Here is a 23092-nt window from a genome sequence, read left to right as displayed (position 1 = left end):
TGCGCCCCGTACGCGCCCCCGGTCAGGCTCGTAGAATCGGGTCCACCATGGTTTACCTCGACCACGCCGCCACCACCCCGATGCTTCCGGAGGCGGTGCAGGCGATGACCGCCCAGCTCGCCGTCACCGGCAACGCCTCCTCACTGCACGCCGCCGGCCGCCGGGCGCGCCGTACCGTCGAGGAGTCCCGCGAATCGCTCGCGGCCTCGCTGGGCGCGCGCCCGAGCGAAGTCGTCTTCACCTCGGGCGGGACCGAGGCCGACAATCTCGCGGTGAAGGGACTGTACTGGTCCCGCAGGGACGCCGACCCCGCCCGCACCCGACTGCTCGCCAGCCCCGTCGAGCACCACGCCGTCCTCGACGCCGTCGACTGGCTCGCCGAGCACGAGGGCGCGCGGGTCGAGTGGCTGCCCGTCGACGCGTACGGGCGGGTGCACCCCGACGCGCTGCGCGAGGCGATCGCCCGCGACCCCTCGGACGTCGCCCTCGCGACCGTGATGTGGGCCAACAACGAGATCGGCACGGTCATGCCGGTGCCGGAACTGGCCGCCGTGGCGGGGGAGTTCGGCATCCCGATGCACGCCGACGCGGTCCAGGCCTTCGGCCAGCTCGACCTCGACTTCGCCGCCTCGGGCCTGGCCGCGATGACGGTCAGCGGCCACAAGATAGGCGGGCCGTACGGCATCGGCGCGCTGCTGCTGGGCCGCGAGTGGACCCCGGCGCCGCTGCTGCACGGCGGCGGCCAGGAGCGCCAGGTGCGCTCCGGCACGCTCGACACCCCGGCCGTCGCGGCCTTCGCGGTCGCGGCCGCCCACGCCGCCGCGCACCGCGAGGAGTTCGCCCGCGAGATCGGCGCGCTGCGCGACGCGCTGATCGGGGCCGTCCAGACGGCTGTCCCCGACGCGATCCTGGGCGGCGACCCGGACCCGGCCGGCCGCCTCCCGGCCAACGCGCACTTCTCCTTCCCCGGCTGCGAGGGCGACTCGCTGCTGCTGTTGCTGGACGCGCGGGGCATCGAGTGCTCGACCGGCTCGGCCTGCACCGCGGGCGTCGCCCAGCCCAGCCATGTCGTCCTCGCCACCGGCACCGACCCCGACCTGGCGCGCGGCACGCTGCGCTTCTCGCTCGGCCACACCTCCACCAAGGCGGATGTGGAGGCGGTGGCGGACGCGATCGGCCCGGTGGTGGAGCGGGCGCGCGGCGCGGGCCTGAGCTAGGAACCACATGACCAAAGGATCGACCAATGACGGAATTCGCCGTGGCGAGAAACATCCCCAGGCGGTTCGGGGTATCTTTCCGACCCGCCTGAACATCCTTCCCGGCGGCTAGTCTCTCCCCGGAATGCAACCCCTTCCGAGGAGGCTCAATGACGAGATTTTCGGTGAGACGGAGCATGACCGCCGCCGCAATTGCCGCACTGGCTCTTGTGGGTACGAGTGCGACGGCACAGGCCATACCGGCCGATTCGGAAGCCGAGCCCGTCACCGGCATCCAGAACTGCTGGGTGGGCGGGCACACCTGGTTCGGCGTCCAGGGCGGCGAGGTCGAGGTCGCGGCGTGCTACGACATCCAGAAGGACGACCAGGGGTACAAGGCCGCCTCCGTTATCCGGATACGCCGGGAAGAGGGAACTCCGGCCCCGGTGAACATCTCGACCTTCGTCACCGGCGGCGAGGACCAAAACCCCACGGTGGCGACCGTGGACGTCTCCAAGGACTCCGTATGGCATGAAGTGCGCAGCCCCTGGAATCGCGCTTCCGCCGTCTATAACGCGTACGGCTCCTACTTCGCTCCCGGGATGAAAGACGCCAACGGCTGGCCGGTGACGACGCCACGCGAGCTAGATTTCATGCACAACGGGCACATCTGGCTCCCGTAAACTCCGCAGAACCGAAGCCCACCGCTACGCTGCCGCACGCACCAGCCGCAGATAGTGGTCCCAGTCCCAGTGCCGCCCGGGGTCGGTGTGGTCGGTGCCCGGCACATCGGAGTGGTTGACGATGTGCTCGCGGTCCGCCGGAAATCCGTACCGCTCGCAGATCCTGGCCGTCAGTTGCGCCGAGGAGCGGTACATCGCTTCCGTGAAGGAGCTCGGCCGGTCCACGAACCCCTCGTGTTCGATGCCGACGCTGCGCTCGTTGTACGGGCGGTTTCCCGCGTGAAACGCGACGTCCAACTCGCGGACCGTCTGCGCGATACGTCCGTCGCGGCGCACCACATAGTGCGCCGCGGCGCCGTGCTCCGGGTTCCGGAACGCCGCCAGCGCGTCGTTGAAGCTGCCCTGGACGACATGGATCACCACTCGGTCGACCGTGTAGTCGTACGGCCGGTCCGCCCGCCGCCAGTTCTCCGGCGAGGCCGCGACCCACCGCGCGCCCGGGTAGTCGACCTCGCCCTCCTCGCGCGGCTGGTCGACGCCGGGCAGCCGCCACCACAGCCGCTCCAGCTCGTCCCGCGCCGCGTAGCCGACCGCGCCCAGCCCGGCGGCGACCCCGCCGAACAGCAGCGCCCGCCGCCCGGGCCCGCGCCGGCCGCCAGGCATCCCGTCGGCGGGCGTCCCGGGCGTCCCGGGCGGCTCTTGGCCGGCGCTGCTGTCCGTGCTCTCGTTCATATAACTGTCAACGGGCGGCGAGGCGCGCGCGGTTCCGCGGCGGCTGTCGGATCATGGCGCAAACCCGCCGTCGACGGACCGACCGCTCTACCCCTAGGTAGGTGAAAGTTGGACCATCTAGTGGCTGGACAGTACTCGATGAGGAGTAGGAGTGAACAGCATGCGTATTGGGTTCTCGCTGCCCCAGTTCGGCGCCCTGGCGCACCGCCCGGAGGACGTGGCGCGGTTCGCGCGGCAGGCCGAGGAGCTCGGCGCGGCGAGTCTGTGGGTCGGCGACCGGCTGCTCGACCCGGTTGATCCGACCGTCGGATACGCGGGCGCCGATACGATCCCGCCGGAATTCCGCACCGCCCTGGACCCCTTCGCCACGCTGGCCACCGCCGCCGCCGTCACCGAGCGGGTCCAGCTCGGCACCAACGTCATCAACGCCCCCTGGTACCCGCCGGCCGTGCTGGCGCGCTCCCTCACCACCATCGACGCGATGAGCGGGGGACGGCTGCTGGTCGGGCTCGGCACCGGCTGGTCCCCGGAGGAGTACGAGGCCGTGAACGTCCCGATGGCCGAGCGCGGCCGCCGCCTCGAGGAGATCCTCGACGCCCTGGCGGCCTGGTGGACCACCAACCCCGTCGAATACCGCGGCGAACACTGGACCGTGCCCGCCTCGTACGTCGACCTCAAGCCGGCCACCCGCCCCCACCCGCCCGTCTACCTGGGAGGCTGGGCCCCCACCGCCCTGAGCCGGGTGGCCCGCCGCGCCGACGGCTGGCTGCCGATCGCCGTCCCGCCCGTCCCGTTCGACCCGCAGGCCGCCGTCATCGGTCCCATGGCCACCATCCGGGAGGCGGCCGAGCGCGAGGGCCGGGACCCCGCCGCCCTCGACGCGATCCTGCGGGTCAACCCCTCCTTCGAGGCCACGGTCGAGGACATCACGACGGCGCTGGCCAGGGCGGAGGCGGAGGCGGGCGTGGAGCACGCCTTCGTGGATCTGATCTATCTGGCCAAGGACGTGGACCACGCGCTGGAGCTGGCGCAGCGCATCCTGGACCGCGCGAACGGTGACTGACCGCCGCTGCCCGACCGCATTCCGTAACGACCTGGTGGGGCGCCGGGCCGCCACCCTCCAGGGCCTACCCTGGAGGGGTTATGAATGACTTCCCCGGTGCGCCCACAGGTCCCCGCGACGGCCGTCGCCTGCGCGTCCTCGCCGCCATGTCCGGCGGTGTCGACTCCGCGGTGGCGGCCGCGCGCGCGGCCGAGGCGGGCCATGACGTGACCGGCGTCCACCTCGCGCTCTCCGCCAACCCGCAGTCCTTCCGCACCGGCGCCCGCGGCTGCTGCACCATCGAGGACTCGCGCGACGCCCGCCGGGCCGCGGACGTCATCGGCATCCCCTTCTACGTGTGGGACCTCGCCGAGCGCTTCCGCGAGGACGTGGTGGACAACTTCATCGCCGAGTACGAGGCCGGGCGCACCCCCAACCCCTGCCTGCGCTGCAACGAGAAGATCAAGTTCGCGGCGCTGCTCGACAAGGCGCTGGCGCTCGGCTTCGACGCGGTCTGCACCGGCCACTACGCCACCGTCGTCCACCACGAGGACGGCAGCCGCGAACTCCACCGCGCCTCCGACATGGCCAAGGACCAGTCGTACGTCCTCGGCGTCCTCGACGAGCGCCAGCTGGCCCACGCCATGTTCCCGCTCGGCGACACCCTCACCACCAAGGACGAGATCCGCGCGGAAGCCGAGCGGCGCGACCTGGCCGTCGCCAAGAAGCCGGACAGCCACGACATCTGCTTCATCGCCGACGGCGACACCCAGGGCTTCCTGGCCAAGCACCTCGGCACGGCCGAGGGCGACATCGTCGACGAGGACGGCCGCAGGCTCGGCACCCACGACGGCGCGTACGGCTTCACCATCGGCCAGCGCAAGGGCCTGCGCATCGGCCACCCGGCGCCCGACGGCAAGCCCCGCTACGTCCTGGACATCTCCCCGGTGAACAACACCGTCACCGTCGGCCCCGTCGAGGCCCTCGACGTCACGGCCCTCACCGCCATCACCCCCCGCTGGTGCGGCACCCCACCCACCGGCCCCGCCACGTACACGGCCCAACTGCGCGCCCACGGCGGCGAGACCGAAGTGACGGCCGAGGCGGTCGACGGCGAAGTGCGCGTGACCTTCACCGAGCCGGTCCGGGGCGTGGCCCCGGGCCAGGCGATCGTGCTGTACGACGGGACGCGGGTCGTGGGGTCGGCGACGATCGCGACGACGGAGCGGGCGGAGCGGGCCGCGTCGGCGAGCTGACGCCGACGCCGCGCGCGCCCGTCGCTTACGCGGGCTCCTCCCACGGGTTGATCATCAGAGCACCGGTGCGCCGCAGGTGCTTGGTGTTCCGGCTCGCCACGGTCCAGCCGTTGGCCAGGGCGGTGGCGGCGATGAGAGCATCCGGTGGGTCGATGCAGGTCCCGGCGGCTTTCAGAGACTTGTGCAGGGTGAGGTACGCCGTGGCTTCGCGCTCTCCGATGACGGCGACCCGATGCCGGTACTCCAGCCGTAGCTGGGCAAGAGCACGGGCATAGCGGGCTTGACGAGTGGGATCAGGAGCAGCCACGACACCCGCTTCGACTTCGGCGATGGTGATCACGCTTACGTAGCGACTCGGGCGCGGCGTCGAGTGAAACCACTCCACGACTCGCTCGTCGGGCTTCGCTTTCGTGAGCTCGGCGAGCACATTTGTGTCGAGTAGGTAGTTCACTCGGAGTCCGCCTCGACGTCGTACGAGCGAGCACCGAATTCCAGACCCTCGAATGGAGCGGACAGGAGGAACTCTTCAAATCCATCGGTGCCCAGGGTGATCCATCGATCGAGCATCGCGGGCAGCGCGTCGAACTCGGTGTCCGCCAGTTCGGCATCGAAGAGTCGCCGCTGGTGGTCGGGGAGTGAATCGCGAATGTCGCGAATCGTGCGCAGCGGGTGCTCGCTCTGATCCGCAGCAGTCGAGTGCTGGGCGTCGCCGGGCGCAGGTCCCATGATCATCTCCTCTGCTGCTAACCGTGCGGTCTGCATACCTACCCTTGCCTTTCAGGTTAGAGACCTCCGTACGGAGGGGCTCAAGGATCGCCGTTCAGGCGAAGGTCAAGCGGCGAGCGGCTCGGAGGCCACCCCCGACATTCGGCAGTCTCGGCAGCGGCCGGGCCGGGGCGCGCGGAAGGCGCGGTCGCAGCCGTCGCAGTTCTGTAGCGGGGCAACCGGTGGGGGCGCTGCCTCACGGGTCCGGGCCGGTGGTCGCAGCGTGGCCAGGCGGTAGGCGAGGAGCCGGGCCGGGCGGCGGGTGATGCGGGCGGGGAGCCCGGCCGTGAGCGTCTCGGCGATCTCGTATGGCCCGACCCCACCGTCGAGCCACTCCGCGACGGCCGGGGCCAGCGCGGCGGTCTCCCGTTCGGACAGGATCAGGCGCGCGTCGCGGTGGCGCAGGGACGCGAGGACAGCGGCGGCGCGGGGGTCGGCGGCCGGAGCCGGTCGGCCGTCTGGACGCTCGGCGTGAGGCCGAGCTCTGCGGCGCTCGGCGGGCGTCGGACGCGCCGATCCGGGCGGCGGTGGGGCCTCGCCGCTCCCCGTCGTACGTCCTGGAGCGTCGTACACGAACGTCCGCGTGACGATCCGCCCGCCCGGGCCGCGCTCGACACGGCGCTCGAGCCACCCCTCCGCCTCCAGCTCGTTGAGAGCGGCGGCGATCCGGCCCCGGCCTTCCTTGAAGTGCGCGCACAGCGCGTCGATGCGGATGGACGCGCCATCGGGGAGGGACAGGATGTACGCCGCGACGCCGACGGTCACCGCGCTGCCCGCGCGCTGGGCGAGCCGGTTGGAGAGCACGGTGAAGTGATCGGTGTGGCGGGTGCGGATATGAATCACGCCGGATGCCGGAGCGTCGGCGGAAGCGCTCACGGGCGCACTAGACTGCTCTTCAGCCATTGGGAAGGGTTGGTCTTCCTGATCGGTCAGGCCCTCGTGTTCGGGATGGCAGTCCCGGCCGGGGGCCGTCGTCTGTGTGGGGTTGTGTTGCCGCGAGCGTAACCCCTTCGCAGACGCGTCTGAGCCCAAGTCACCCGAAGGGGTGATGGGTTGGGGAGGCGGGTGGGAGTTCTCTACCACGTCCTTTGGTAGGGCGCCGTCCCACCGCATGCCTGCCCCACGGCACCTGGTGCTACCCGACCGGTGACCAGCCGCTCGACATCCGGTGTGACCTGCGGCAATGGTGCGCAGCTCGGCTACGGGAGTGCTCGGGCGCCCGCGAAGCCGCGCCACTGGAGGCGTAGGAGCTGCCGTGCGTGATCCGCGCTGCTGCCGGCGAGAGCCGCCGCGTTCGTCAGCGCGAGCATGTCGTCCACCGTCAGGTCCGTGTCGACGGCACCGCTGCGTTGGGCCCTGGTGAGCAGTTCTTGTGCCGTCGATCGCATGGCCGTGTGCCAGTGGTCGAACAATGTGGTGCGCCGCTGAGCGCTGTCCGCGGTCCCGGCCAACGCCAAGGCGCGTTTCGCGGCGACGTGGACGACGAAGCTGTCCAGCCAGGTGAACAGCGCGTCAGTCGCCGACTCGGACTCGAGCAGGTCGGCGCCCTGCTCGCAGAGGAGCGTCACCTCATCCGCGTACACCGCCACGATCAGGTCCTGGCGGGTGGGGAAGTGGCGGTAGAGCGTCGCGTTGCCGACGCCCGCCCGGCGCGCCACCTCGTCCAGCGCGACGTCGGGGCCGTGCTCGTCGAAGAGCCTTTTCGCCGCGGCGAGTAGCGACTGGACGCTCCTTGCCGCGTCCGCCCTGCGTGGTCGCGGGGCCATCAACGGATCCGGGCGCGTCATCGCCATGCTCCCTTGGTTGCGATACGGGGACGTCCCTGTTTACGGTATCGCGCAATGAACCGGGGAGCTCCCCGTATTGCCGACTTGAGGATCGCCAATGACTCTCACCTGCGAAGATCGCTGCGCCATCACCGAGCTGATCGCGATGCACGGGCATCTCTGCGACAGCGGAGAACTGGACCGCCTCGACGAGGTGTTCACCATCGACGTCATCTACGACGTCACGGATTTCGGGCAGGAGGTCTTGAGGGGAGTGGCGGCATGCGCCGAAGCCGGGCGCGCCCTGGGCGAGCTGAACCCGGTCGGACACCATGTCACGAACACCGTCCTGAGCGAGCAGACCGACGGCCGCGTGCACGCGCGCTCCAAGGGAATCGGCGTCTACGCCGACGGCACGACCGGGAGCGTGACATACGAGGACACCATCGTGCGCATGGACCGGGGCTGGCGGATCAGCCACCGAAAGGTGCTCGCGCGACGGGTCCCCCTGGGCGGGTGATGATCGGGCAGCTCGTCGCTCAGAGCCGCATCAGACCCGCCGCGGTGGGCCGGAATCCGCACTGCCCGTAGAAGGACTCGAGGTGCGGCTCGTAGTCGACATGCAACCACTCCGCGCCATATGTCTTCGCCTCATCCGCCGCCGCACGCACCAACCGCACCCCGAGCCCCTGCCGACGCTCGTCGGGGTGCACGGTGGTGTCCAGGATGAAGGCGTGGAGACCTCCGTCGCCGACGACGTTGACGAATCCGACGAGCCGGCCGTCCCGGTGCGCGGCGATCCACAACAGACTGCGGGCCAGCAGCGGCTCGAAGGCGGTCGGGCTGTGATCCGGCCATGAGGCGCTGAACAGCTCGTTGAGCTCCGCGTCCGTGAGCTCGGGGCGCACCGTCAGCACCGTATCGCCGTCGTGTGCGGAACTATTGACCACGTCTTCGTCTCCTCGGTTACTCATGCCAAGCCGCCGTCGCGGTCGCACGCTCCCGCCACAGAGCCACCCCCGCACCGTTCGGCTCCCAGCGGTGGCAGAACTCCCGCAGGGACGCGCACCTGGCCAGCATGGCGGCCTGGCGGACCGGCCAGGGCGGCACCACATCCTCGCCGTAGGCGCGGAAGAAGGCGTCGAGGGCGTGGCGGTGCTCGGGGTGGTGCATCCGTACGATCCACTCGCACCAGGCCAGGTCCTCGACCGGGTCCCCGAGATGGGTGAACTCCCAGTCGACCACGGCGGTGACCTGGAAGGTGACGGGGGCGAGCAGCACGTTGTGGGGCCCGTAATCGCCGTGCACCAACACCCCGCCCCGCACGCTCGCCTCGGTCCCGTGGATGCGCCGCAGCAGCGCCCCGCACGCCTCCAGGACCTCCGCGGCGTGGCCGGCGTCCAGCAGCTCCTGGCCTGGCACGCCGGTCATGAAGCCGAGCGTGAGGGTGCCGGTGTCGGCCTCATGCACCGGTGGCACGGGGAGCCGTCCCTGGAGCCGGGCCAACAGCGTGCGCTCACGGTCGAGCCTGAGCTCGGCGTCCGGACCCGCGTAGGTCTTCCGCACGACAGCGCCGTCGCCGACGGTGTGGTTGGTGTAGCCGTGCTTCAGCGGACGCATCCCCCGATGATCAGCCACGGGCCGGCACACCGCTACCCAATTCGTGGCAGAGTCACCACCATGTTGACCTCAACGCGCGAGCGGCGAAGACGCTTCGCCGCAGTCGCTCTCCTCCTGGGGACCGCCATATCCCTCACCGCTTGCGGTGAGCAGCGCGTCACGGACTCGGCGGCCAGCGCCCCGAACCCGCCCCCGAGCTCCGGCCAGAGTTCCCCCGGCACCACCCCCTATGTGGAGCCCGGAGCGGGCGACGGCGCCCCGCACTACAACGAGAACAACGCTTTCCGCCGCCCCGGTGCGATGTCCGCCGACAGCGCGGAGGCCGCGCGCAAGGAGGCCGACCGCATCGAGCCCGTGCTCAGGCGGCTCTGGAAAGAGAAGAAGTGGGACGTCGAAAGCGTGCGCGCGGCGATGCTGAAGCTCGGGTACGAGGAGGAGCGGACCGGGGCCGGGGGCGAGCGGCTCGGCGGGACGCTCACCGTGAAGGGGATGTCACCGCGCTTCGAGACCGACCACTACGTGACGCCTGAGGGAGCCTTGGTCGGCCTTCGCGTACATGACGACGCCTGCGTCACGGCCTTTGTGCAGAAGACCAACTACGAGGTGCGGACGAATGGCCCGTACATGGAGACCGGCTGCTTCGAGCCGCCCGCTGGTCACTGAGCTGGAGATGTGTGCGGGGCGCGGCCGACCACCGGCCGCGCCCCGCTCTCGTGGGTCAGGCGCGGCTGGTCACTTGATGTAGACCAGGCCGTCGGAGGTGATGGTCGGGCGGCCGCTGGTGCCGACGACGACGATCTTGACGGTGTGCTTGGCGCTGGTGGACCAGGACTTCGTCCAGATGGCGTTGCGGTACATCGTCGAGGAGGAGCGCAGGTCGATGGTGGCGGCCTTGGTGCCGTCCACATAGACGTACGCCTGGCCGGAGGACGATGCCCGGGAGACCACCCAGGCCGCGGAACGGCCGGTGAAGGTCCAGGTCAGGCTGGCGCCCTTGCTGCCGCTCGAGTACGACTTGCCGCCCAGGTAGCTGGTGGAGGACTTGGTCGTCCAGCTACCGGACTTCACCGCCGAGGACTCCTGGAGGATGACGGACGTGTAGGAGGGCGAGGAGGTGCGGTAGTTGCCCGCGTAGTCGTAGGCGCGCATGGACCAGGTGGAGGCGGTGCCGGACGTGGCCGTGCGGTTGGAAGTGGTGGTCGTCGGGCCGAACGTCGCGGTGGTCGGGGACAGCAGCTTGACGTTCTGGAGCGCGGCGTCGTCGGTTGCCTTCCAGTCCAGGCGGACCGGGACCGCGGTGGTGTTGACCGTGCCGGTCCGCAGCGTGAGCTTCGGTGTCGTGGTGAAGGTCGGGGCGGTGGTCTCGGCGATGACGGTGGTGGCGGCGGTGGTCGCCGTCTTCCCCGACTGGTGCACGGCCCGCACCGCGACCTTGTGCGTGCCCACCGCCAGGGTGGCCGACGCGGAGGCGCTGGTGCCGGAGGTGGTGGCGACGACCTTGCCGTCGACCAGCAGCTCGTACTTCTTGATCAGGACCGCGGGAGTGGTGGCCGACCAGCGAACGGTGATGCCGGACTTGGTGTAGTAGGCCGAGTTGTACAGACCGGCCCCGGATACCGAGGTGATCTTCAAACCGGCGACGGGGCCCGCTGCCCAGCTGCGGATGGTGGGTAGCTGGGCGTACAGCGAGTTGCCGGGGCACTCGGTGTTGTAGCCATCGCGGTGTCCGGAGACCCGGTTGAAGGTGTACTTCGCGTCGGCCGTGTAGCTGGTGCCGAAGTAGTTCTTCTGGGTCGCTCCAGCGGTGAGCTGGACGGTGCCGGAGGGGTCGGCGCCGTACTGGCCGAGCTTCCATCCGGCCAGCCGGGCGATCGACGTCAGCGCGTCCGTGGACGCGCCGGTGGAGGTGTAGTTGCCCAGGACGGCGATGCCGGCGCTCTCGCGGTTCCAGCCGTACGTGTGCGCGCCGAGTACCGGCATATCGATGCCGCCTGCGCGGCCTTCGAAGATGGTGCCGCACTTGTCGACCAGGAAGTTGTACCCGATGTCGTTCCAGCCGTTGGTCTTGACGTGGTAGATGTAAATGCCACGCACAATCGAGGCGGAATCCGCGCAGCTGTAGTCGTTGGTCCCGTCCGTGTGGTGGACGAAGACCGCTTTCACGTCCGTGTTGTACGTCGGAGGGTCCTCCGGCGTGATGCCCGTGGCGCCGGCGCCCCATGTGGTGCGCGAGACGATCGGCGGCTCGGGCGCGGTGGAGGGCGGGCCGCTGGTGGCGGAGGCGCTCGGCGATGGTGAGGTCGAGGCCGTCGCCGTGTCGCTCGGCGAGGCGGACGGGGCGTCGCTGGTCGGGGCCTGGGTCGGCGGGTCGCTCGGCGAGGGGGAGTCCGTTGCCGTGGTGGGGGTGTCGCTGGGGGTGGGGGTGTCGGTCGCCGCGTCCGTGGGTGTGTCGGTCGGCGTATCGGCCGGCGTCGCGCTGTCCGAGGCGGAGGCGGAGGCGCTGGGATCGTCGAGGGTGTACGCGGCCGGGGCGGGGTCGGCGGTGGCGGCCTTTCCGGGGTCCACCAGGTCGAGGCGCAGGCCGTGCGGCAGGGTGGCCGAGGTCTTGCTGCCCGCCAGGACGCGCAACTCGACGCCGTTGGAAGGCCCGACCCAGTAGGGCTCGGTCGCTCCCCGCTCGCCCTTCACCGGAACGTCCCCCCGGGCGTCATTCTCTCCCACGGTGAACCACTGCGACCACGCGCCGGTCTTCGCGTCACGGGTGCGCGCTTCGACCTTCTTGGGCGCCTTGGCCCTGGGGTTGGTCCAGCTCACGCCGAGCAGACTGAAGGGCTCGGTGGAGCGGTCTCCGAGCGTCACGTTCCCGTCCGTGCCGGGCTTCAAGGCGATGCGGTGGACGGCGGCCTTGACCGGCTTGGAGCTGTCTGCCCTTCCGGTGTCCGCCGAGCCGCCGGCCAGCCCTGCGAAGGCCAGCGCCCCCGTCAGGCCGACTGTCACTGCGGCAGCCGTTACCCACGTGCGTCTTGATCTCAACGTTCTCTCCCAGCCCACGGTTGTCCGGGCGTTCCGGCTGTCTGATCAGGCGTGAACGGTCGTCGTGACCGCCGCCGAGCGTGGGGGGAAGCGGATTGAGTCGTTCCGGTAAGTGCATTGGGCAGCTTATGGGGCTGGAAGGTCACTTTGCTGGGTCGCCTGGGTGATGCGCGTCACGCATCGGCGTGAGTCGCGGCATGCGAGGGGCCCTGGTGCGCGTCCGCACTCGGGGCCCATGGCCGTATTGCCGCGTCGGTTACCGGCGGTCCAGCAGGGGGTCGAAGCGCCCGTCCTTCACGCCGCGGACGAACGCGCGCAGCGCGGTTCGGTCGGTGGCAAGGATGGCGTTGGGTTCGGAGCTCTCGCGTATGGCTATGCGGCTGCCGTCGGAAGCGACCTCCATGCAGTTGTTGCCGCCAGCATCGGAGAAGGAGGACTTGAGCCAGCTCAAGGTGGACACGAAGGGAACCCCTCACAGGTCTTTGGCGATCGCTTGGATGAAGTCTCGCGACTTCTCCGGAGTCAATGCCACCTTCTCGACCAAGTCCAGTCGGGTCCGGAAGTGCGCGAGTTGGGTGGAAGAGTCGATGAACACCGCACCGTTGGGTGAGTCCATGTGCACCGTGTCCAGGCGTCGGTTCGGTGCCTCGGCGTAGAGGACGGACGAGTCCCCCATGAACGGGTAGCCGCCCGCCTCGAACGGGATCACGGTGATGGTGACGTTCTCGCGGTCGCTTGCGGTCAGTAGGTGTTCAAGCTGCGTGCGGGCGGCCTGCCTGCCGCCGAGCTGCATCCTCAGGGCCGCCTCGTGGATCACGCCCGTGTATGGGGTGGGCTTGTCGCCGAGCAATACGGATTGCCGTGCGAGACGGTGGGCCACTCGCAGTTCCACTTCCAGGCGAGGCAGCGGCGGAAGAAAGAGGTCGAATACCGCGCGTGCATGGTCTTCGGTCTGGAAGAGCCCAGGTAGGTGGGCGGTCTGGACTGTCCGTAGCCGAACAGCGTGGTGCTCGATCTCGGAGACGTCCAGGAACCCTGGCGGGATCTTGCCTCGGTACTCCTCCCACCAGCCGGGCTTCTGTCGTCCCGTCATCTGTGCCAAGGCATCGATGAGGGCCGAGTCGTCGCACTCGTAGATGCTGGCGAGCCGCCGCAGGCGCTCCTCGCTGATGCCGAAGCGGCCCGATTCGATGTTGGAGATCACCGTTCGGTCCGTTCCCAGGAGGCCGCCCGCGGTCGGCGCCGACATGCCCGCCTCTTCGCGGAGCCGTCGCAGTTCAGCTCCGAGCCTTCGCCGGCGGACGGTCGGTGCTTGCTTGGGTGCCATATGTCCTCTCCTGCGTTCGCGCACAGTTTTGCCCAGGAGTGCGCTGTGCGGTGAAGAAACCCGAACTAGTCACCCGTTCTAGCTAACTTGGTAGCACGCGTTATGCGTGGGCGCTGCTGCACGGGCAAGCTACTCGCCACCGCGCAAAACGCCCACCGGAGGTGCCACGTGACCCCGCATCCGCCACCGCTGCTGTTCACCGAACCCTGGGAGTACGAACTCCGCTTCCCCCGAGACCCGCGCGGCCCGGGCATCGTCCGGGCCACGCTGCGCGCCGTGCTGACGGCTCACGGGCTGCGTGAACTGGTCGAGCTGGCGTCGCTGCTCACCTCCGAGCTGGCAACCAACTCCGTCCGCTACTCCGACGACTGCGCGTCCGTACGACTGCTCTGGAGGCACCCCGTGCTGCGGGTCAGCGTCACCGACACCAATCCCGAGCTCCCCGAGCCGTTCAAGCCCTCCGTGGAGGTGGACGGCGGCCGGGGGCTGTTCATTCTCGACGTTCTCGCGGACCGGTGGGGTGGCTGTGCCATCGGCGAGGAGCCGTTCGGGCTCGGTGGGAAGACGGTGTGGTTCGAGCTGGCCTGGGGCGGGCCGTCGCCGACGCCCATGGCGGCGCTCGCCGCCTGACCGGCGGCACACCCGCGCGCGGGCGCGGATCCGGGGCGCTGTCGGACCCGCGCCGTACAGTGGCGAGCATGAATATCTGCGTCTTCTGCTCCGCCGCCGACCTGGACGACCGCTACACCGCCCCGGCCCGCGAGTTTGCCGAGCTGATCGGCAAGCGTGGGCACACGCTGGTGTGGGGCGGGTCGGACGTCGGGCTGATGAAGGTGATGGCGGACGGGGTGCAGGAGAACGGCGGGCGGCTCGTCGGGATATCGGTGGAGTTCCTGTCCGCGAAGGCCAGGGAGAACGCCGACGAGATGGTGATCGCCAAGGATCTCGCCGAGCGGAAGGCGCAGCTTCTCGCCCGGGCGGACGCGGTGGTGGTCATGGTGGGCGGCACGGGGACGCTGGACGAGGCCACCGAGATCCTGGAGCTGAAGAAGCACGGCCTGCACATCAAGCCGGTGGTGCTGCTCAACACGGCGGGCTTCTACGACGGGCTGAAGCAGCAGTTCCAGCGGATGGAGGACGAGGGCTTTCTGCCGCTCCCCCTCAGCGAGCTGGTCTTCTTCGCGGAGAGCGGCGCGGACGCGCTGGCGCACCTGGAGCAGTGAGATAGCCGTGAGCGTGGCTCCGCCGGAGCGGAGCCACGCCTTGGTGATGTCGAGGCTCAGCGGCCCACCACGTACACGGCGCGCCTGCGCGGGTGCTCGCCCAGGCTCCAGATGCCGTTCCGGTCACCGTCGTAGCTGAGGTCCTCGGGGCCGATCGAGAGCTTTCCGCGCTTCTTGGGCCTCTCGAAGCTGCCGCGCGGGCAGCGGTACAGGTGCCCGGGGTCGGAACCTTTGCTGACCGAGAAGTAGTAGGAGCCGTTCACACTGACGACCCCCTGGACGTTGGCCCGCTCGAACGACCGCTCCTCCACGGCCTCTTCGGAGGTGATGGAACTCGTGCTGGAGTTCATGTTCCAGCGTATGCACCGGGTGCTGCCACCGCCGAAGAACTCGTTGACGAGGAGGGAAGGCTGCGGGGTCGTATGGTCCACCGCGACCTGCGAATACCTGAGCTCCGCTCCCGCGTTGTCGTAAGCACGGCTCTGCGGAAGCACATACTGGTAGCCGAACGCGTAGTACTTGTTGTCTGCCCGGTTGTATCCGCAGTAGCCCGGGGACGGAATCCCACTGGTGGAAACCTGGAACATCTGGTTGATGTTGAACACACGCAATCCGCCGCCCGCGCTATCGGCGATGTAGAGCCTGTCCCCGTACCAGGCAATGCCTCCCACGTGGACTTTGACCGGCCGGAAGTCGTAGGGCCGGCCGAGAAGCTTCAAGGGCTCCACGAGCAGCACGTGCCGGTATCGCGGCCTGCTCGGGACGGTCACATCGACGAAGGTGATGCGCGCGCCCTGCCACGCGTTCGTGCCCTTTGCGTACCAGGACACCAGGACCGCCCGCTTCTCCACGTCCGTGTTCGTACCGGGGATCGGTCCGTGGTAGGCGTCGTAGCTGGTGGAGATGCCCTGCGGGTACCACGCCGGAGTGGTGCCGTCCTTGGTGTCAGGGTCCCAGCCGAAGGAGTACTTGAGCCTCTGCGGCTTGCCCCCGTCGGGCCAGTGGTGGTTCACCGCCGCTTTACGGTCGGCGTTCCGCAGCACCTCCGCCACCAGGGGCGCGGCCGGGAGTGCGTTGGCGAGACCGGCGATCGCGTAGGGGTAGGAGTAGCTGGTCGACCGCCGCGGATGGTCGCGCATCTTCACCCGGAAGTCGGACCCCGCCGCGTGCGCTGTGGACGGGAGTACCAGGCCGCCGGCGGCCGCGGCGAGCGGAGCGGCGGAGATGCCGCGGAGAAGTGTTCGGCGTGTGACGTCCATGACAGACGCATCCCCCATTCGGTATTCGGGCGGGGGGCCGCACGCCGCCGCGTCGGGGCGGCGCGCGGGCGAGGAGTGGCGGCGCCCGCCCCCCTGCCGGGCGCCGCATAGGACAGCCTTTCGGGCCGGTGTTGCAGAGACCTTGTGCGGACCTTGAATCGGCTGATCGGATGGGCTGTCACAGGGCAGGCTGTTTCCACCGTGGGAGCGAAATGGCGGTCACGTTCGGGTTATTGGGCGGCATCGAGGTGTGGGCCGACGGCCGTCCGATGGACGTCGGGCATGTGCGGCAGCGGTCCGTTCTGGCGGCGCTGCTCGTCGATGCCAACCGTTCGGTCTCCATCGATCAGCTCGCGGACCGGATCTGGGGGGAGCGGCCGCCGCGGCGGTTCCGTACGGCGCTCTACAGCTATCTGTCGCGGCTGAGGACCGCCCTGTCCGAGACCGGGGTGGAGATCGGGAAGGAGGCGGGGGGCTACGTCCTGGCGGCCGAGAGGGCGGCCATCGACCTGCACCGCTTCCGTGAGCTGGTCGCCGAGGCCCGCGGCGCCGCCGACGAGGGGGCCGAGGCACTGCTGGAGCAGGCGCTCGGGCTGTGGCGCGGCGACGCGTTCGGCGCGATCGACACGCCCTGGTTCAACGCGCTGCGCGACGCCCTCGCCCAGGAGCGGTTCGCGGCCGAGCTGGACCGTAACGACGCCGGGCTGCGCCGGGGGCGCCACGGGGAGCTGCTGGCCGGGCTGTTCACCCGGGCCGGGGAGCGCCCGCTGGACGAGCGGCTGGCGGGGCAGCTGATGCTCGCGCTGTATCGCTGTGGCCGTCAGGCCGAGGCGCTGGAGCACTATCGGCGCACACGGGAGCTGCTGGTCGCGGAGCTGGGGATCGGCCCGGGCCGGGCGGTGGACCAGCTGCATCAGCGGATCCTGGAGGGGGACCCCGCGCTCGCGGAACCGCCCGCGGGTGACACGAGCCTCGGCCCGGAGGCCCACATCCCCGTGCCGCGTCAGCTGCCCGCCCCGCCGCCCGCCTTCACCGGCCGCGCGCGGGAGCTGCTGCGGCTGAGCGAGGTGTGCGACGTACGGGCCGAGGCCGGTGGCGAGACGGTTGTGATCTCGGCGATCGGCGGGATCGGCGGGGTCGGCAAGACCTGGCTGGCGGTCCGCTGGGCGCACGAGAACATGGCGCGGTTCCCCGACGGGCAGCTGTACGTCAACCTGCGCGGCTTCGACCCGTCGGCGGAACCGGTGCCGACAGCGGTCGCGGTGCGGGGGTTCCTGGACGCGCTCGGCGTCGCGCCCGACTCGATCCCGGTGGACCTGGACGCGCAGACCGCGCTGTACCGCAGCCTGCTGGCGGGCCGGCGCGTGCTGGTCGTGCTGGACGACGCCCGCGACGCCGGGCAGGTGCGGCCGCTGCTGCCCGGCAGCCCCAGCTGCACCGTGCTGGTGACCAGCCGTTCCAGGCTCACCTCCCTGGTCACCACGCACGGCGCGCTGCCGCTGCCGCTCGATGTCTTCGGCGCGGCCGAGGCGCGAGAGCTGCTGGTGCGGCACCTGGGGGCCGCGCGGGTCGAGGCCGAACCGGACGCGGTGGAGGTGCTGTTGGAGCACTGCGCGGGCCTTCCGCTGGCTCTGGGGATCGTGGCCGCGCGCGCCGCCACCCACCCCGACCTGCCGCTCGCCGCGCTCGCCGAGGAGCTGCGGGAGGCGGCGACCCGGCTGGACGCGCTGGACACCGGAGATCTGACCGCGAACCTGCGCGCCGTCTTTGCCGCCTCGCACCGCGCCCTCTCCGCCCCGGCGGCCGAGCTGTTCGGGCTGCTGGGCCTGGCGCCGGGCCCCGACATCGGACTGCCCGCCGCGGCCTCCCTCGCCGGGCTCGACGCGCCCCGCACCCGCGTACTGCTCGGTGAGCTGGAGGCCGCGCACCTGGTCCAGCGGCACGCCCCGGCCCGCTACCGGATGCACGATCTCGTCCGGCTGTACGCCGCCGAGCGCGGTCAGGCCGCCGAGCTTGGGCAACGCACGGACGCGCTGCGGCGGCTGGTGGACTTCTATCTGCACACCGCCTTCGCCGCCAACAGCCTGGTGGACGGGCCGAACACGCCGTTCAGACCCGAGCTCGACCCGGCCGCGCCCGGCTGCGTCCCGGTCCGCCTCGAGGACCCCGCCGCGGCCCTGGACTGGTTCGACGCCGAACACGCCTGCGTTCTCGCCGCCCAGCGGCTGGCCCTGAAGCAGGAACGGCACACCGCGGTCTGGCAGCAGGCCTGGACGCTGATTTCGTACCACTGGCGTGGCGCCCACTTCCGGGACCACCTCAGGGTCTGGCGGGCGGGGCTCACCGCCGCCGAGCGCGAGGGCCATCCGCCCGCGCGGGCGCTCGCCCACTGGCGCCTGGGCCAGGCCGCCTCGCACCTGGGGCAGGGCGCCGAGGCCCTGGACCACCTCGGCCGGGCGCTGGCGGTGTACGAGGAGGCCGGCGACGTCCCCGGCCAGGCCCACACACATCGCACGCTTGGATGGGTTTGGGAGCAACAGGGCGACAAAGAGGCCGCGCTGACCCACGCGGGCCAGGCCCTGCGGCTGTACGAGGGGCTCGGCAACCCCGTCTGGCAGGCGGGCCAGCTCAACGCGGTCGGCTGGTGCCACGCCCAGCTGGGCCGCTTCGAGGAGGCCCGTGACCACTGCGAGCGGGCCCTGGCGCTGTTCCGCGCCGAGGCCGGCCGGGGCGCCGAGGCCTCGACGCTGGACAGCCTCGGCTACATCGCCCACCGGACCGGCCGCCACGACCGGGCGCTCGTCCACTACAGCGAGGCCCTGGAGCTGTTCCAGGAGGCGGGCAACGCGTATGACGAGGCCGACACCCTCGCCCATATCGCCGACGCCCAGCAGGCCCTGGGACGGCCCGAGGAGGCCCGGGAGAACCGGCTGCGGGCCCTCGCGCTGTTCCGCGCCCAGCGCCGCGCGGCGCAGGCCCGGCACGTCCAGGAACAGTTGGACGGACCAGGGTTGGACGGACCATGACCGTCTTCTCGGTGCCCTCCGGACAACGGCGGCCCGCGCACCCGCGCACCCGCGCCGCCGCGGCCCCGCCCGGTGCGGCAAGCTGGGGGCATGGGAACGCATCTGATCACTGGAGCAGGTTCGGGCATCGGCGAGGCGGTCACCGAGCGGCTCGTCGAGCGGGGCGAGGAGCTGTGGCTGCTGGCCCGCGACGCCGGGCGGGCACGGGAGCTGGCGGCGCGCTTTCCCGGCGCCCGTACGGTCGTCGGTGACCTGGCGGACCCGGACCGGCTGTCCTGGGCGCTGGGACAGCAGGCGCTGCCCGAGCGGCTGGACTCGCTGCTGCACATCGCCGGCGTGGTGGACCTCGGCGAGGTCGGCGAGCTGACCCCCAAGGTGTGGACCCGCCAGCTCGCCGTCAATCTGGTCTCGCCCGCCGAGCTGACCCGGCTGCTGCTGCCGCAGCTGCGGGTGGCCCAGGGGCATGTGGTCTTCGTCAACTCCGGCGCCGGGCTGCGGGCCAGCAGCCAGTGGGGCGCGTACGCGGCGAGCAAGCACGGGCTCAAGGCGCTGGCCGACGCGCTGCGCTGGGAGGAGAGCGGCCACGGGGTGCGGGTGACCACCGTCTATCCGGGGCGGACGGCCACGCCCATGCAGGTCAAGGTGCACCAGCAGGAGGGCAAGGAGTACGACCCGGAGCGCTGGATGACGGCCGGGTCGGTGGCGACCACGGTCCTCGCGGCCCTCGACCTGCCGCGCGACGCGGAGATCACGGACCTGTCGGTGCGGCCGATCGCCTGAGGGCCGAGCGGTTCACGCGAGCGGCCCCGGGGCTCGTACCCTTCCGGGGTGAGCGAGAAGACCACCGCGGACAGCGCGGACAACGCGAACAAGCCGAGCTGGGGCGCCGGGGCCGCGACCGGCGTCGGGTCGATGCCGGGCGGTGACGCGCGGGAGGCCGCCAAGACCGTCACCGGGTCGCTGGAGACGCTGCCGTACCTGCCGGAGCTGCCCGCGCGCGGGCCCGGCGCGGACATGATCGGGCGGACCGCCGGGCTGCTGGTCGAGGTGTACGCGCACGTGGAGCCCAGCGGCTGGCGGATCAGCGACCGCCCCGGGCGCGACACCCGGCGGGCGCGCTCCTGGATGAGGGAGGACCTGGACGCCCTGGAGGAGTTCACCCAGGGCTACCAGGGCGCGCTCAAGGTGTCGGCCGTCGGGCCCTGGACCCTGGCCGCCGGGCTCGAACTGCGGGGCGGGGAGGCCGCGCTGAACGACGCGGGCGCCTGCCGGGACCTGGTGGCCTCGCTCGCGGAGGGGCTGCGCGGCCACCTGGCGGAGGTGCGCCGCCGGGTCCCCGGGGCCCAGGTGGTGCTCCAGCTCGACGAGCCGTCCCTGACGGCGGTGGCGCTCGGGCGGGTCCGGTCGGCCAGCGGCTACCGCACCTACGCCGCGGTGGACCGGGGCGTGCTGGAGGGCGCGCTGCGGGATGTGATCGCGGTGGCGGACGGGCCGGTCGTCGTCCACTCCTGCGCGCCCGGGGTGCCCTTCGGGCTGCTGCGGCGGGCGGGGGCCGCCGGGGTCTCCTTCGACTTCTCCCTGCTCACGGAGCGTGAAGAGGAGGCGATCGGGGAGGCCGTCGAGGGCGGCACCTCGCTGTTCGTCGGCGCGGTGCCGGGGACCGACACCCCATTGTCGGACCCTGCCGGTAGCGTCATGGGTGTCAGGACGCTGTGGCGCAGGCTGGGGTTCTCGCCTGGGACTCTCGCCGAGTCCGTGGTGGTCACCCCGGCGTGCGGCCTCGCGGGCGCCTCGCCCGCGTACGCGCGCGCCGCGCTGGCCCACTGCGTCCGGGCGGCGAGATCGCTCGCGGACAACCCTGAGTAACGGGAGGACGACACGGTGGCCGGCGAACAGCAGTCGACAGTGCCCGCGGAGGCACGGGACAAGCACGCCAAGCTCGCTGAGCAGGTCGAGGAGCACCGCTTCCGGTACTACGTCAAGGACGCCCCGGTCGTCAGCGACGCCGAGTTCGACAGGCTGCTGCGGGCGCTCGAGGCGCTGGAGGAGGAATACGCGGAGCTCAGGACGCCCGACTCGCCGACCCAGAAGGTCGCGGGGGCGTACGAGACGGAGTTCACGGAGGTCCAGCACCGCGAGCGCATGCTCAGCCTGGACAACGCCTTCGACAACGACGAGCTGGCCGGCTGGGCCGACCGCATCGTCAGGGAGCTGGCGGAGATCCCGTACCACTTCCTATGCGAGCTCAAGGTGGACGGCCTCGCGGTCAACCTGACGTACGAGCGCGGCCGGCTGACCCGCGCCGCGACGCGCGGCGACGGCGTCACCGGCGAGGACATCACGCCCAATGTGCGGACGATCTCCGCGATCCCCGATCGCCTCAAGGGCGACCGCGTCCCGGAGCTGGTGGAGGTGCGCGGCGAGGTCTACTTCCCCGGGGAGCGCTTCGAGGAGCTGAACGCGCGGCTGGTGGAGGCCGGGAAGCCGCCGTTCGCCAACCCGAGGAACGCGGCGGCGGGCTCGCTGCGCCAGAAGGACCCCAAGGTCACCGCGAGCCGCCCGCTGCGCATGGTGGTCCACGGCATCGGCGCGCGCGACGGCTTCGCCATCGACCGGCAGTCGCAGGCGTACGAGCTGCTGCACGAGTGGGGGCTGCCGACGGCCGCGCACTACAAGGTCGTGGATTCGCTCGACGGCGTCCGTGAGTACATCGCGTACTACGGGGACCCCAGGCGGCGGCATTCGCTGGAGCACGAGATCGACGGCGTGGTCGTCAAGCTCGACGAGATCCCGCTCCAGGGGCGGCTGGGTTCCACCTCGCGGGCGCCGCGCTGGGCCATCGCCTGGAAGTTCCCGCCGGAAGAGGTCAATACCAAGCTGGTCGACATCCGGGTCGGCGTCGGGCGCACCGGGCGCGTCACGCCGTTCGCCGTGGTCGAGCCGGTCACGGTGGCGGGCTCGGAAGTCGAATTCGCGACCCTGCACAATCAGGACGTCGTGAAGGCCAAAGGGGTGTTGATCGGCGACACCGTGGTGCTGCGTAAAGCGGGCGATGTCATTCCGGAAATTGTGGGGCCGGTCGTCGATCTGCGGGACGGCACCGAGCGGGAGTTCGTGATGCCCGCCGAGTGCCCGGAGTGCGGCACTCCGCTCCAGCCGATGAAGGAGGGCGACGTCGATCTGCGCTGCCCCAACGCCCGCTACTGCCGGGCCCAGGTCCGCGAGCGCGTCTACTACCTGGCGGGCCGCAAGTGTCTGGACATCGAGAATTTCGGCTATGTCGCCGCCGGTGCGCTCACCCAGCCGCTGGAGCCCGCCGAGCCGCCACTGAAGGACGAAGGCGATCTGTTCGACCTGATGGTCGAACAACTCCTCCCCATCCGGTCGTATGTGTTGGACCCGGACAGCGGACTGCCCAAGCGCGACCCCAAGACGGGGGAGGAGAAAGTCGTCACCTTCTTCGCCAATCAGAAGGGCGAGCCGAAGAAGAACACCCTGGCGATGCTGGCCAACATTGAGGCGGCCAAGGAGCGCCCGCTGGCCCGTATCCTCACCGGCCTTTCCATCCGTCATGTCGGGCCCGTCGCGGCCGCCGCGCTGGCCCGCGAGTTCCGCTCGCTGGACAGGATCGCCGAGGCGGGCGAGGAGGAGCTGGCGGCCGTGGAAGGCGTGGGGCCCACCATCGCGGCCTCGGTCAAGCAGTGGTTCGCCGAGGACTGGCACCGCGAGATCGTGGAGAAGTGGCGCCGGGCCGGGGTCCGGTTCGAGGAGGAGGCCGCCGAGGACGAGGGGCCGCGGCCGCTCGAAGGGCTCACCGTCGTGGTCACCGGCACCCTGCAATCGCACACCCGGGACGGGGCGAAGGACGCGCTTCAGAACCGCGGCGCGAAAGTCGTGGGTTCCGTTTCGAAGAAGACGGGTTTTGTTGTTGTCGGCGACAATCCAGGATCGAAGTACGACAAAGCCATGCAGTTGAAGGTTCCCGTGCTCGATGAGGATGGATTTGCGGTCCTGCTCGAACAGGGGCCCGAGGCCGCGAGAGAGGTCGCGGTGACGCCGGCGGAGTAGTCGGGATCAAGTCGAGACCAAGTAACGAGCTGTCAGGAGTCATCCGGATGGGCTCCACCCGACTCCGGATGACTCCGCATGACCCGTCCGGCCGAA

The 23092-nt window shown here is 70.8% G+C and carries 23 protein-coding genes; 12 read left to right on the top strand and 11 right to left on the bottom strand.

From position 1 onward, the window contains the following. The first annotated feature begins 47 nt into the window (after nucleotides 1-47). Nucleotides 48-1217: a cysteine desulfurase family protein gene (locus ABTY62_RS12685; RefSeq protein ID WP_352129423.1), complete on the top strand. Its 1170-nt coding sequence runs from the start codon at nucleotides 48-50 to the stop codon at nucleotides 1215-1217. A 176-nt stretch (nucleotides 1218-1393) separates the two neighbouring features. After that, nucleotides 1394-1879: a hypothetical protein gene (locus ABTY62_RS12680; protein ID WP_352129422.1), complete on the top strand. Its 486-nt coding sequence runs from the start codon at nucleotides 1394-1396 to the stop codon at nucleotides 1877-1879. A gap of 24 nt (nucleotides 1880-1903) precedes the next feature. Here ABTY62_RS12680 and ABTY62_RS12675 read toward each other — a convergent pair whose 3' ends face one another. Then, the gene (locus ABTY62_RS12675) at nucleotides 1904-2611 is read right to left on the bottom strand and encodes an N-acetylmuramoyl-L-alanine amidase (RefSeq protein WP_502997447.1); all 708 of its coding nucleotides are present in this window, start codon (nucleotides 2609-2611) and stop codon (nucleotides 1904-1906) included. Between the two features lie 160 nt (nucleotides 2612-2771). Here ABTY62_RS12675 and ABTY62_RS12670 point away from each other — a divergent pair, with 160 nt between their 5' ends. Beyond that, a complete protein-coding gene (locus ABTY62_RS12670; protein WP_352129421.1) occupies nucleotides 2772-3674 on the top strand; it encodes a TIGR03619 family F420-dependent LLM class oxidoreductase in 903 nt (300 codons plus the stop codon). Nucleotides 3675-3754: 80 nt separating this feature from the next. Continuing rightward, the gene (mnmA, locus tag ABTY62_RS12665; RefSeq protein WP_352129420.1) at nucleotides 3755-4909 is read left to right on the top strand and encodes a tRNA 2-thiouridine(34) synthase MnmA; all 1155 of its coding nucleotides are present in this window, start codon (nucleotides 3755-3757) and stop codon (nucleotides 4907-4909) included. Nucleotides 4910-4934: 25 nt separating this feature from the next. On the opposite strand, the gene ABTY62_RS12660 is transcribed toward mnmA, so the two are convergent. From ABTY62_RS12660 to ABTY62_RS12645, 4 genes are all read right to left on the bottom strand, one after another. Further along, nucleotides 4935-5360, bottom strand: a complete 426-nt coding sequence (locus ABTY62_RS12660) for a type II toxin-antitoxin system VapC family toxin (RefSeq protein WP_352129419.1) — start codon at nucleotides 5358-5360, stop codon at nucleotides 4935-4937. Further along, nucleotides 5357-5635 carry a hypothetical protein gene (locus ABTY62_RS12655; protein ID WP_352129418.1) on the bottom strand — a complete coding sequence of 93 codons (279 nt, stop codon included), beginning with the start codon at nucleotides 5633-5635 and terminating at the stop codon, nucleotides 5357-5359. Before ABTY62_RS12655 ends, ABTY62_RS12660 begins: the two co-directional genes overlap by 4 nt. Before the next feature lie 105 nt (nucleotides 5636-5740). After that, complete coding sequence (locus tag ABTY62_RS12650; RefSeq protein WP_352129417.1) at nucleotides 5741-6550, bottom strand: hypothetical protein; 810 nt, start codon at nucleotides 6548-6550, stop codon at nucleotides 5741-5743. A gap of 323 nt (nucleotides 6551-6873) precedes the next feature. Then, complete coding sequence (locus ABTY62_RS12645) at nucleotides 6874-7461, bottom strand: TetR/AcrR family transcriptional regulator (protein ID WP_352129416.1); 588 nt, start codon at nucleotides 7459-7461, stop codon at nucleotides 6874-6876. A gap of 97 nt (nucleotides 7462-7558) precedes the next feature. On the opposite strand from ABTY62_RS12645, the gene ABTY62_RS12640 reads away from it, so the two are divergent. Next, nucleotides 7559-7960: a nuclear transport factor 2 family protein gene (locus tag ABTY62_RS12640; RefSeq protein WP_352129415.1), complete on the top strand. Its 402-nt coding sequence runs from the start codon at nucleotides 7559-7561 to the stop codon at nucleotides 7958-7960. A 19-nt stretch (nucleotides 7961-7979) separates the two neighbouring features. Here the strand turns inward: ABTY62_RS12640 and ABTY62_RS12635 are convergent, their stop codons facing one another. Both ABTY62_RS12635 and ABTY62_RS12630 read right to left on the bottom strand, forming a co-directional pair. Next, complete coding sequence (locus tag ABTY62_RS12635) at nucleotides 7980-8390, bottom strand: GNAT family N-acetyltransferase (protein WP_502997446.1); 411 nt, start codon at nucleotides 8388-8390, stop codon at nucleotides 7980-7982. Between the two features lie 16 nt (nucleotides 8391-8406). Then, the gene (locus ABTY62_RS12630; RefSeq protein ID WP_352129413.1) at nucleotides 8407-9060 is read right to left on the bottom strand and encodes a phosphotransferase family protein; all 654 of its coding nucleotides are present in this window, start codon (nucleotides 9058-9060) and stop codon (nucleotides 8407-8409) included. A 60-nt stretch (nucleotides 9061-9120) separates the two neighbouring features. On the opposite strand from ABTY62_RS12630, the gene ABTY62_RS12625 reads away from it, so the two are divergent. Beyond that, nucleotides 9121-9723 carry a hypothetical protein gene (locus tag ABTY62_RS12625; RefSeq protein ID WP_352129412.1) on the top strand — a complete coding sequence of 201 codons (603 nt, stop codon included), beginning with the start codon at nucleotides 9121-9123 and terminating at the stop codon, nucleotides 9721-9723. A 69-nt stretch (nucleotides 9724-9792) separates the two neighbouring features. Here the strand turns inward: ABTY62_RS12625 and ABTY62_RS12620 are convergent, their stop codons facing one another. The 3 genes from ABTY62_RS12620 to ABTY62_RS12610 all read right to left on the bottom strand — a co-directional run bounded on the left by ABTY62_RS12620 (nucleotide 9793) and on the right by ABTY62_RS12610 (nucleotide 13420). After that, nucleotides 9793-12057, bottom strand: coding sequence for a peptidoglycan recognition protein family protein (locus tag ABTY62_RS12620; protein ID WP_352129411.1), 2265 nt, complete (start codon nucleotides 12055-12057; stop codon nucleotides 9793-9795). A gap of 292 nt (nucleotides 12058-12349) precedes the next feature. Then, nucleotides 12350-12553, bottom strand: a complete 204-nt coding sequence (locus ABTY62_RS12615; protein ID WP_352129410.1) for a DUF397 domain-containing protein — start codon at nucleotides 12551-12553, stop codon at nucleotides 12350-12352. A gap of 12 nt (nucleotides 12554-12565) precedes the next feature. After that, a complete protein-coding gene (locus ABTY62_RS12610) occupies nucleotides 12566-13420 on the bottom strand; it encodes a helix-turn-helix domain-containing protein (RefSeq protein WP_352129409.1) in 855 nt (284 codons plus the stop codon). Nucleotides 13421-13588: 168 nt separating this feature from the next. On the opposite strand from ABTY62_RS12610, the gene ABTY62_RS12605 reads away from it, so the two are divergent. Together ABTY62_RS12605 and ABTY62_RS12600 are read left to right on the top strand one after the other, a co-directional pair. Further along, nucleotides 13589-14050, top strand: a complete 462-nt coding sequence (locus tag ABTY62_RS12605; protein ID WP_352129408.1) for an ATP-binding protein — start codon at nucleotides 13589-13591, stop codon at nucleotides 14048-14050. Between the two features lie 68 nt (nucleotides 14051-14118). Continuing rightward, on the top strand, nucleotides 14119-14643 hold the full coding sequence (locus ABTY62_RS12600) for an LOG family protein (RefSeq protein ID WP_352129407.1): 525 nt from the start codon (nucleotides 14119-14121) through the stop codon (nucleotides 14641-14643). Between the two features lie 56 nt (nucleotides 14644-14699). Here the strand turns inward: ABTY62_RS12600 and ABTY62_RS12595 are convergent, their stop codons facing one another. Further along, a complete protein-coding gene (locus ABTY62_RS12595; RefSeq protein ID WP_352129406.1) occupies nucleotides 14700-15902 on the bottom strand; it encodes an LVIVD repeat-containing protein in 1203 nt (400 codons plus the stop codon). Nucleotides 15903-16114: 212 nt separating this feature from the next. On the opposite strand from ABTY62_RS12595, the gene ABTY62_RS12590 reads away from it, so the two are divergent. The 4 genes from ABTY62_RS12590 to ligA all read left to right on the top strand — a co-directional run bounded on the left by ABTY62_RS12590 (nucleotide 16115) and on the right by ligA (nucleotide 22996). Beyond that, entirely contained in the window at nucleotides 16115-18928 is a 2814-nt protein-coding gene (locus tag ABTY62_RS12590) for an AfsR/SARP family transcriptional regulator (RefSeq protein ID WP_352129405.1), read from the top strand. Between the two features lie 90 nt (nucleotides 18929-19018). Next, nucleotides 19019-19708 carry an SDR family oxidoreductase gene (locus ABTY62_RS12585; RefSeq protein WP_311730309.1) on the top strand — a complete coding sequence of 230 codons (690 nt, stop codon included), beginning with the start codon at nucleotides 19019-19021 and terminating at the stop codon, nucleotides 19706-19708. Nucleotides 19709-19756: 48 nt separating this feature from the next. After that, nucleotides 19757-20794, top strand: coding sequence for a methionine synthase (locus ABTY62_RS12580; RefSeq protein ID WP_352129404.1), 1038 nt, complete (start codon nucleotides 19757-19759; stop codon nucleotides 20792-20794). 15 nt (nucleotides 20795-20809) lie between these two features. Then, nucleotides 20810-22996 (top strand): NAD-dependent DNA ligase LigA, encoded by a 2187-nt coding sequence (ligA, locus tag ABTY62_RS12575; RefSeq protein WP_352129403.1) that lies wholly within the window; start codon nucleotides 20810-20812, stop codon nucleotides 22994-22996. Nucleotides 22997-23092: the final 96 nt, after the last annotated feature.

Source organism: Streptomyces sp. NPDC097640, from assembly GCF_040302705.1.
Taxonomy (GTDB): Bacteria; Actinomycetota; Actinomycetes; order Streptomycetales; family Streptomycetaceae; genus Streptomyces.
This window is presented reverse-complemented; position numbering and strand designations above follow the sequence as displayed.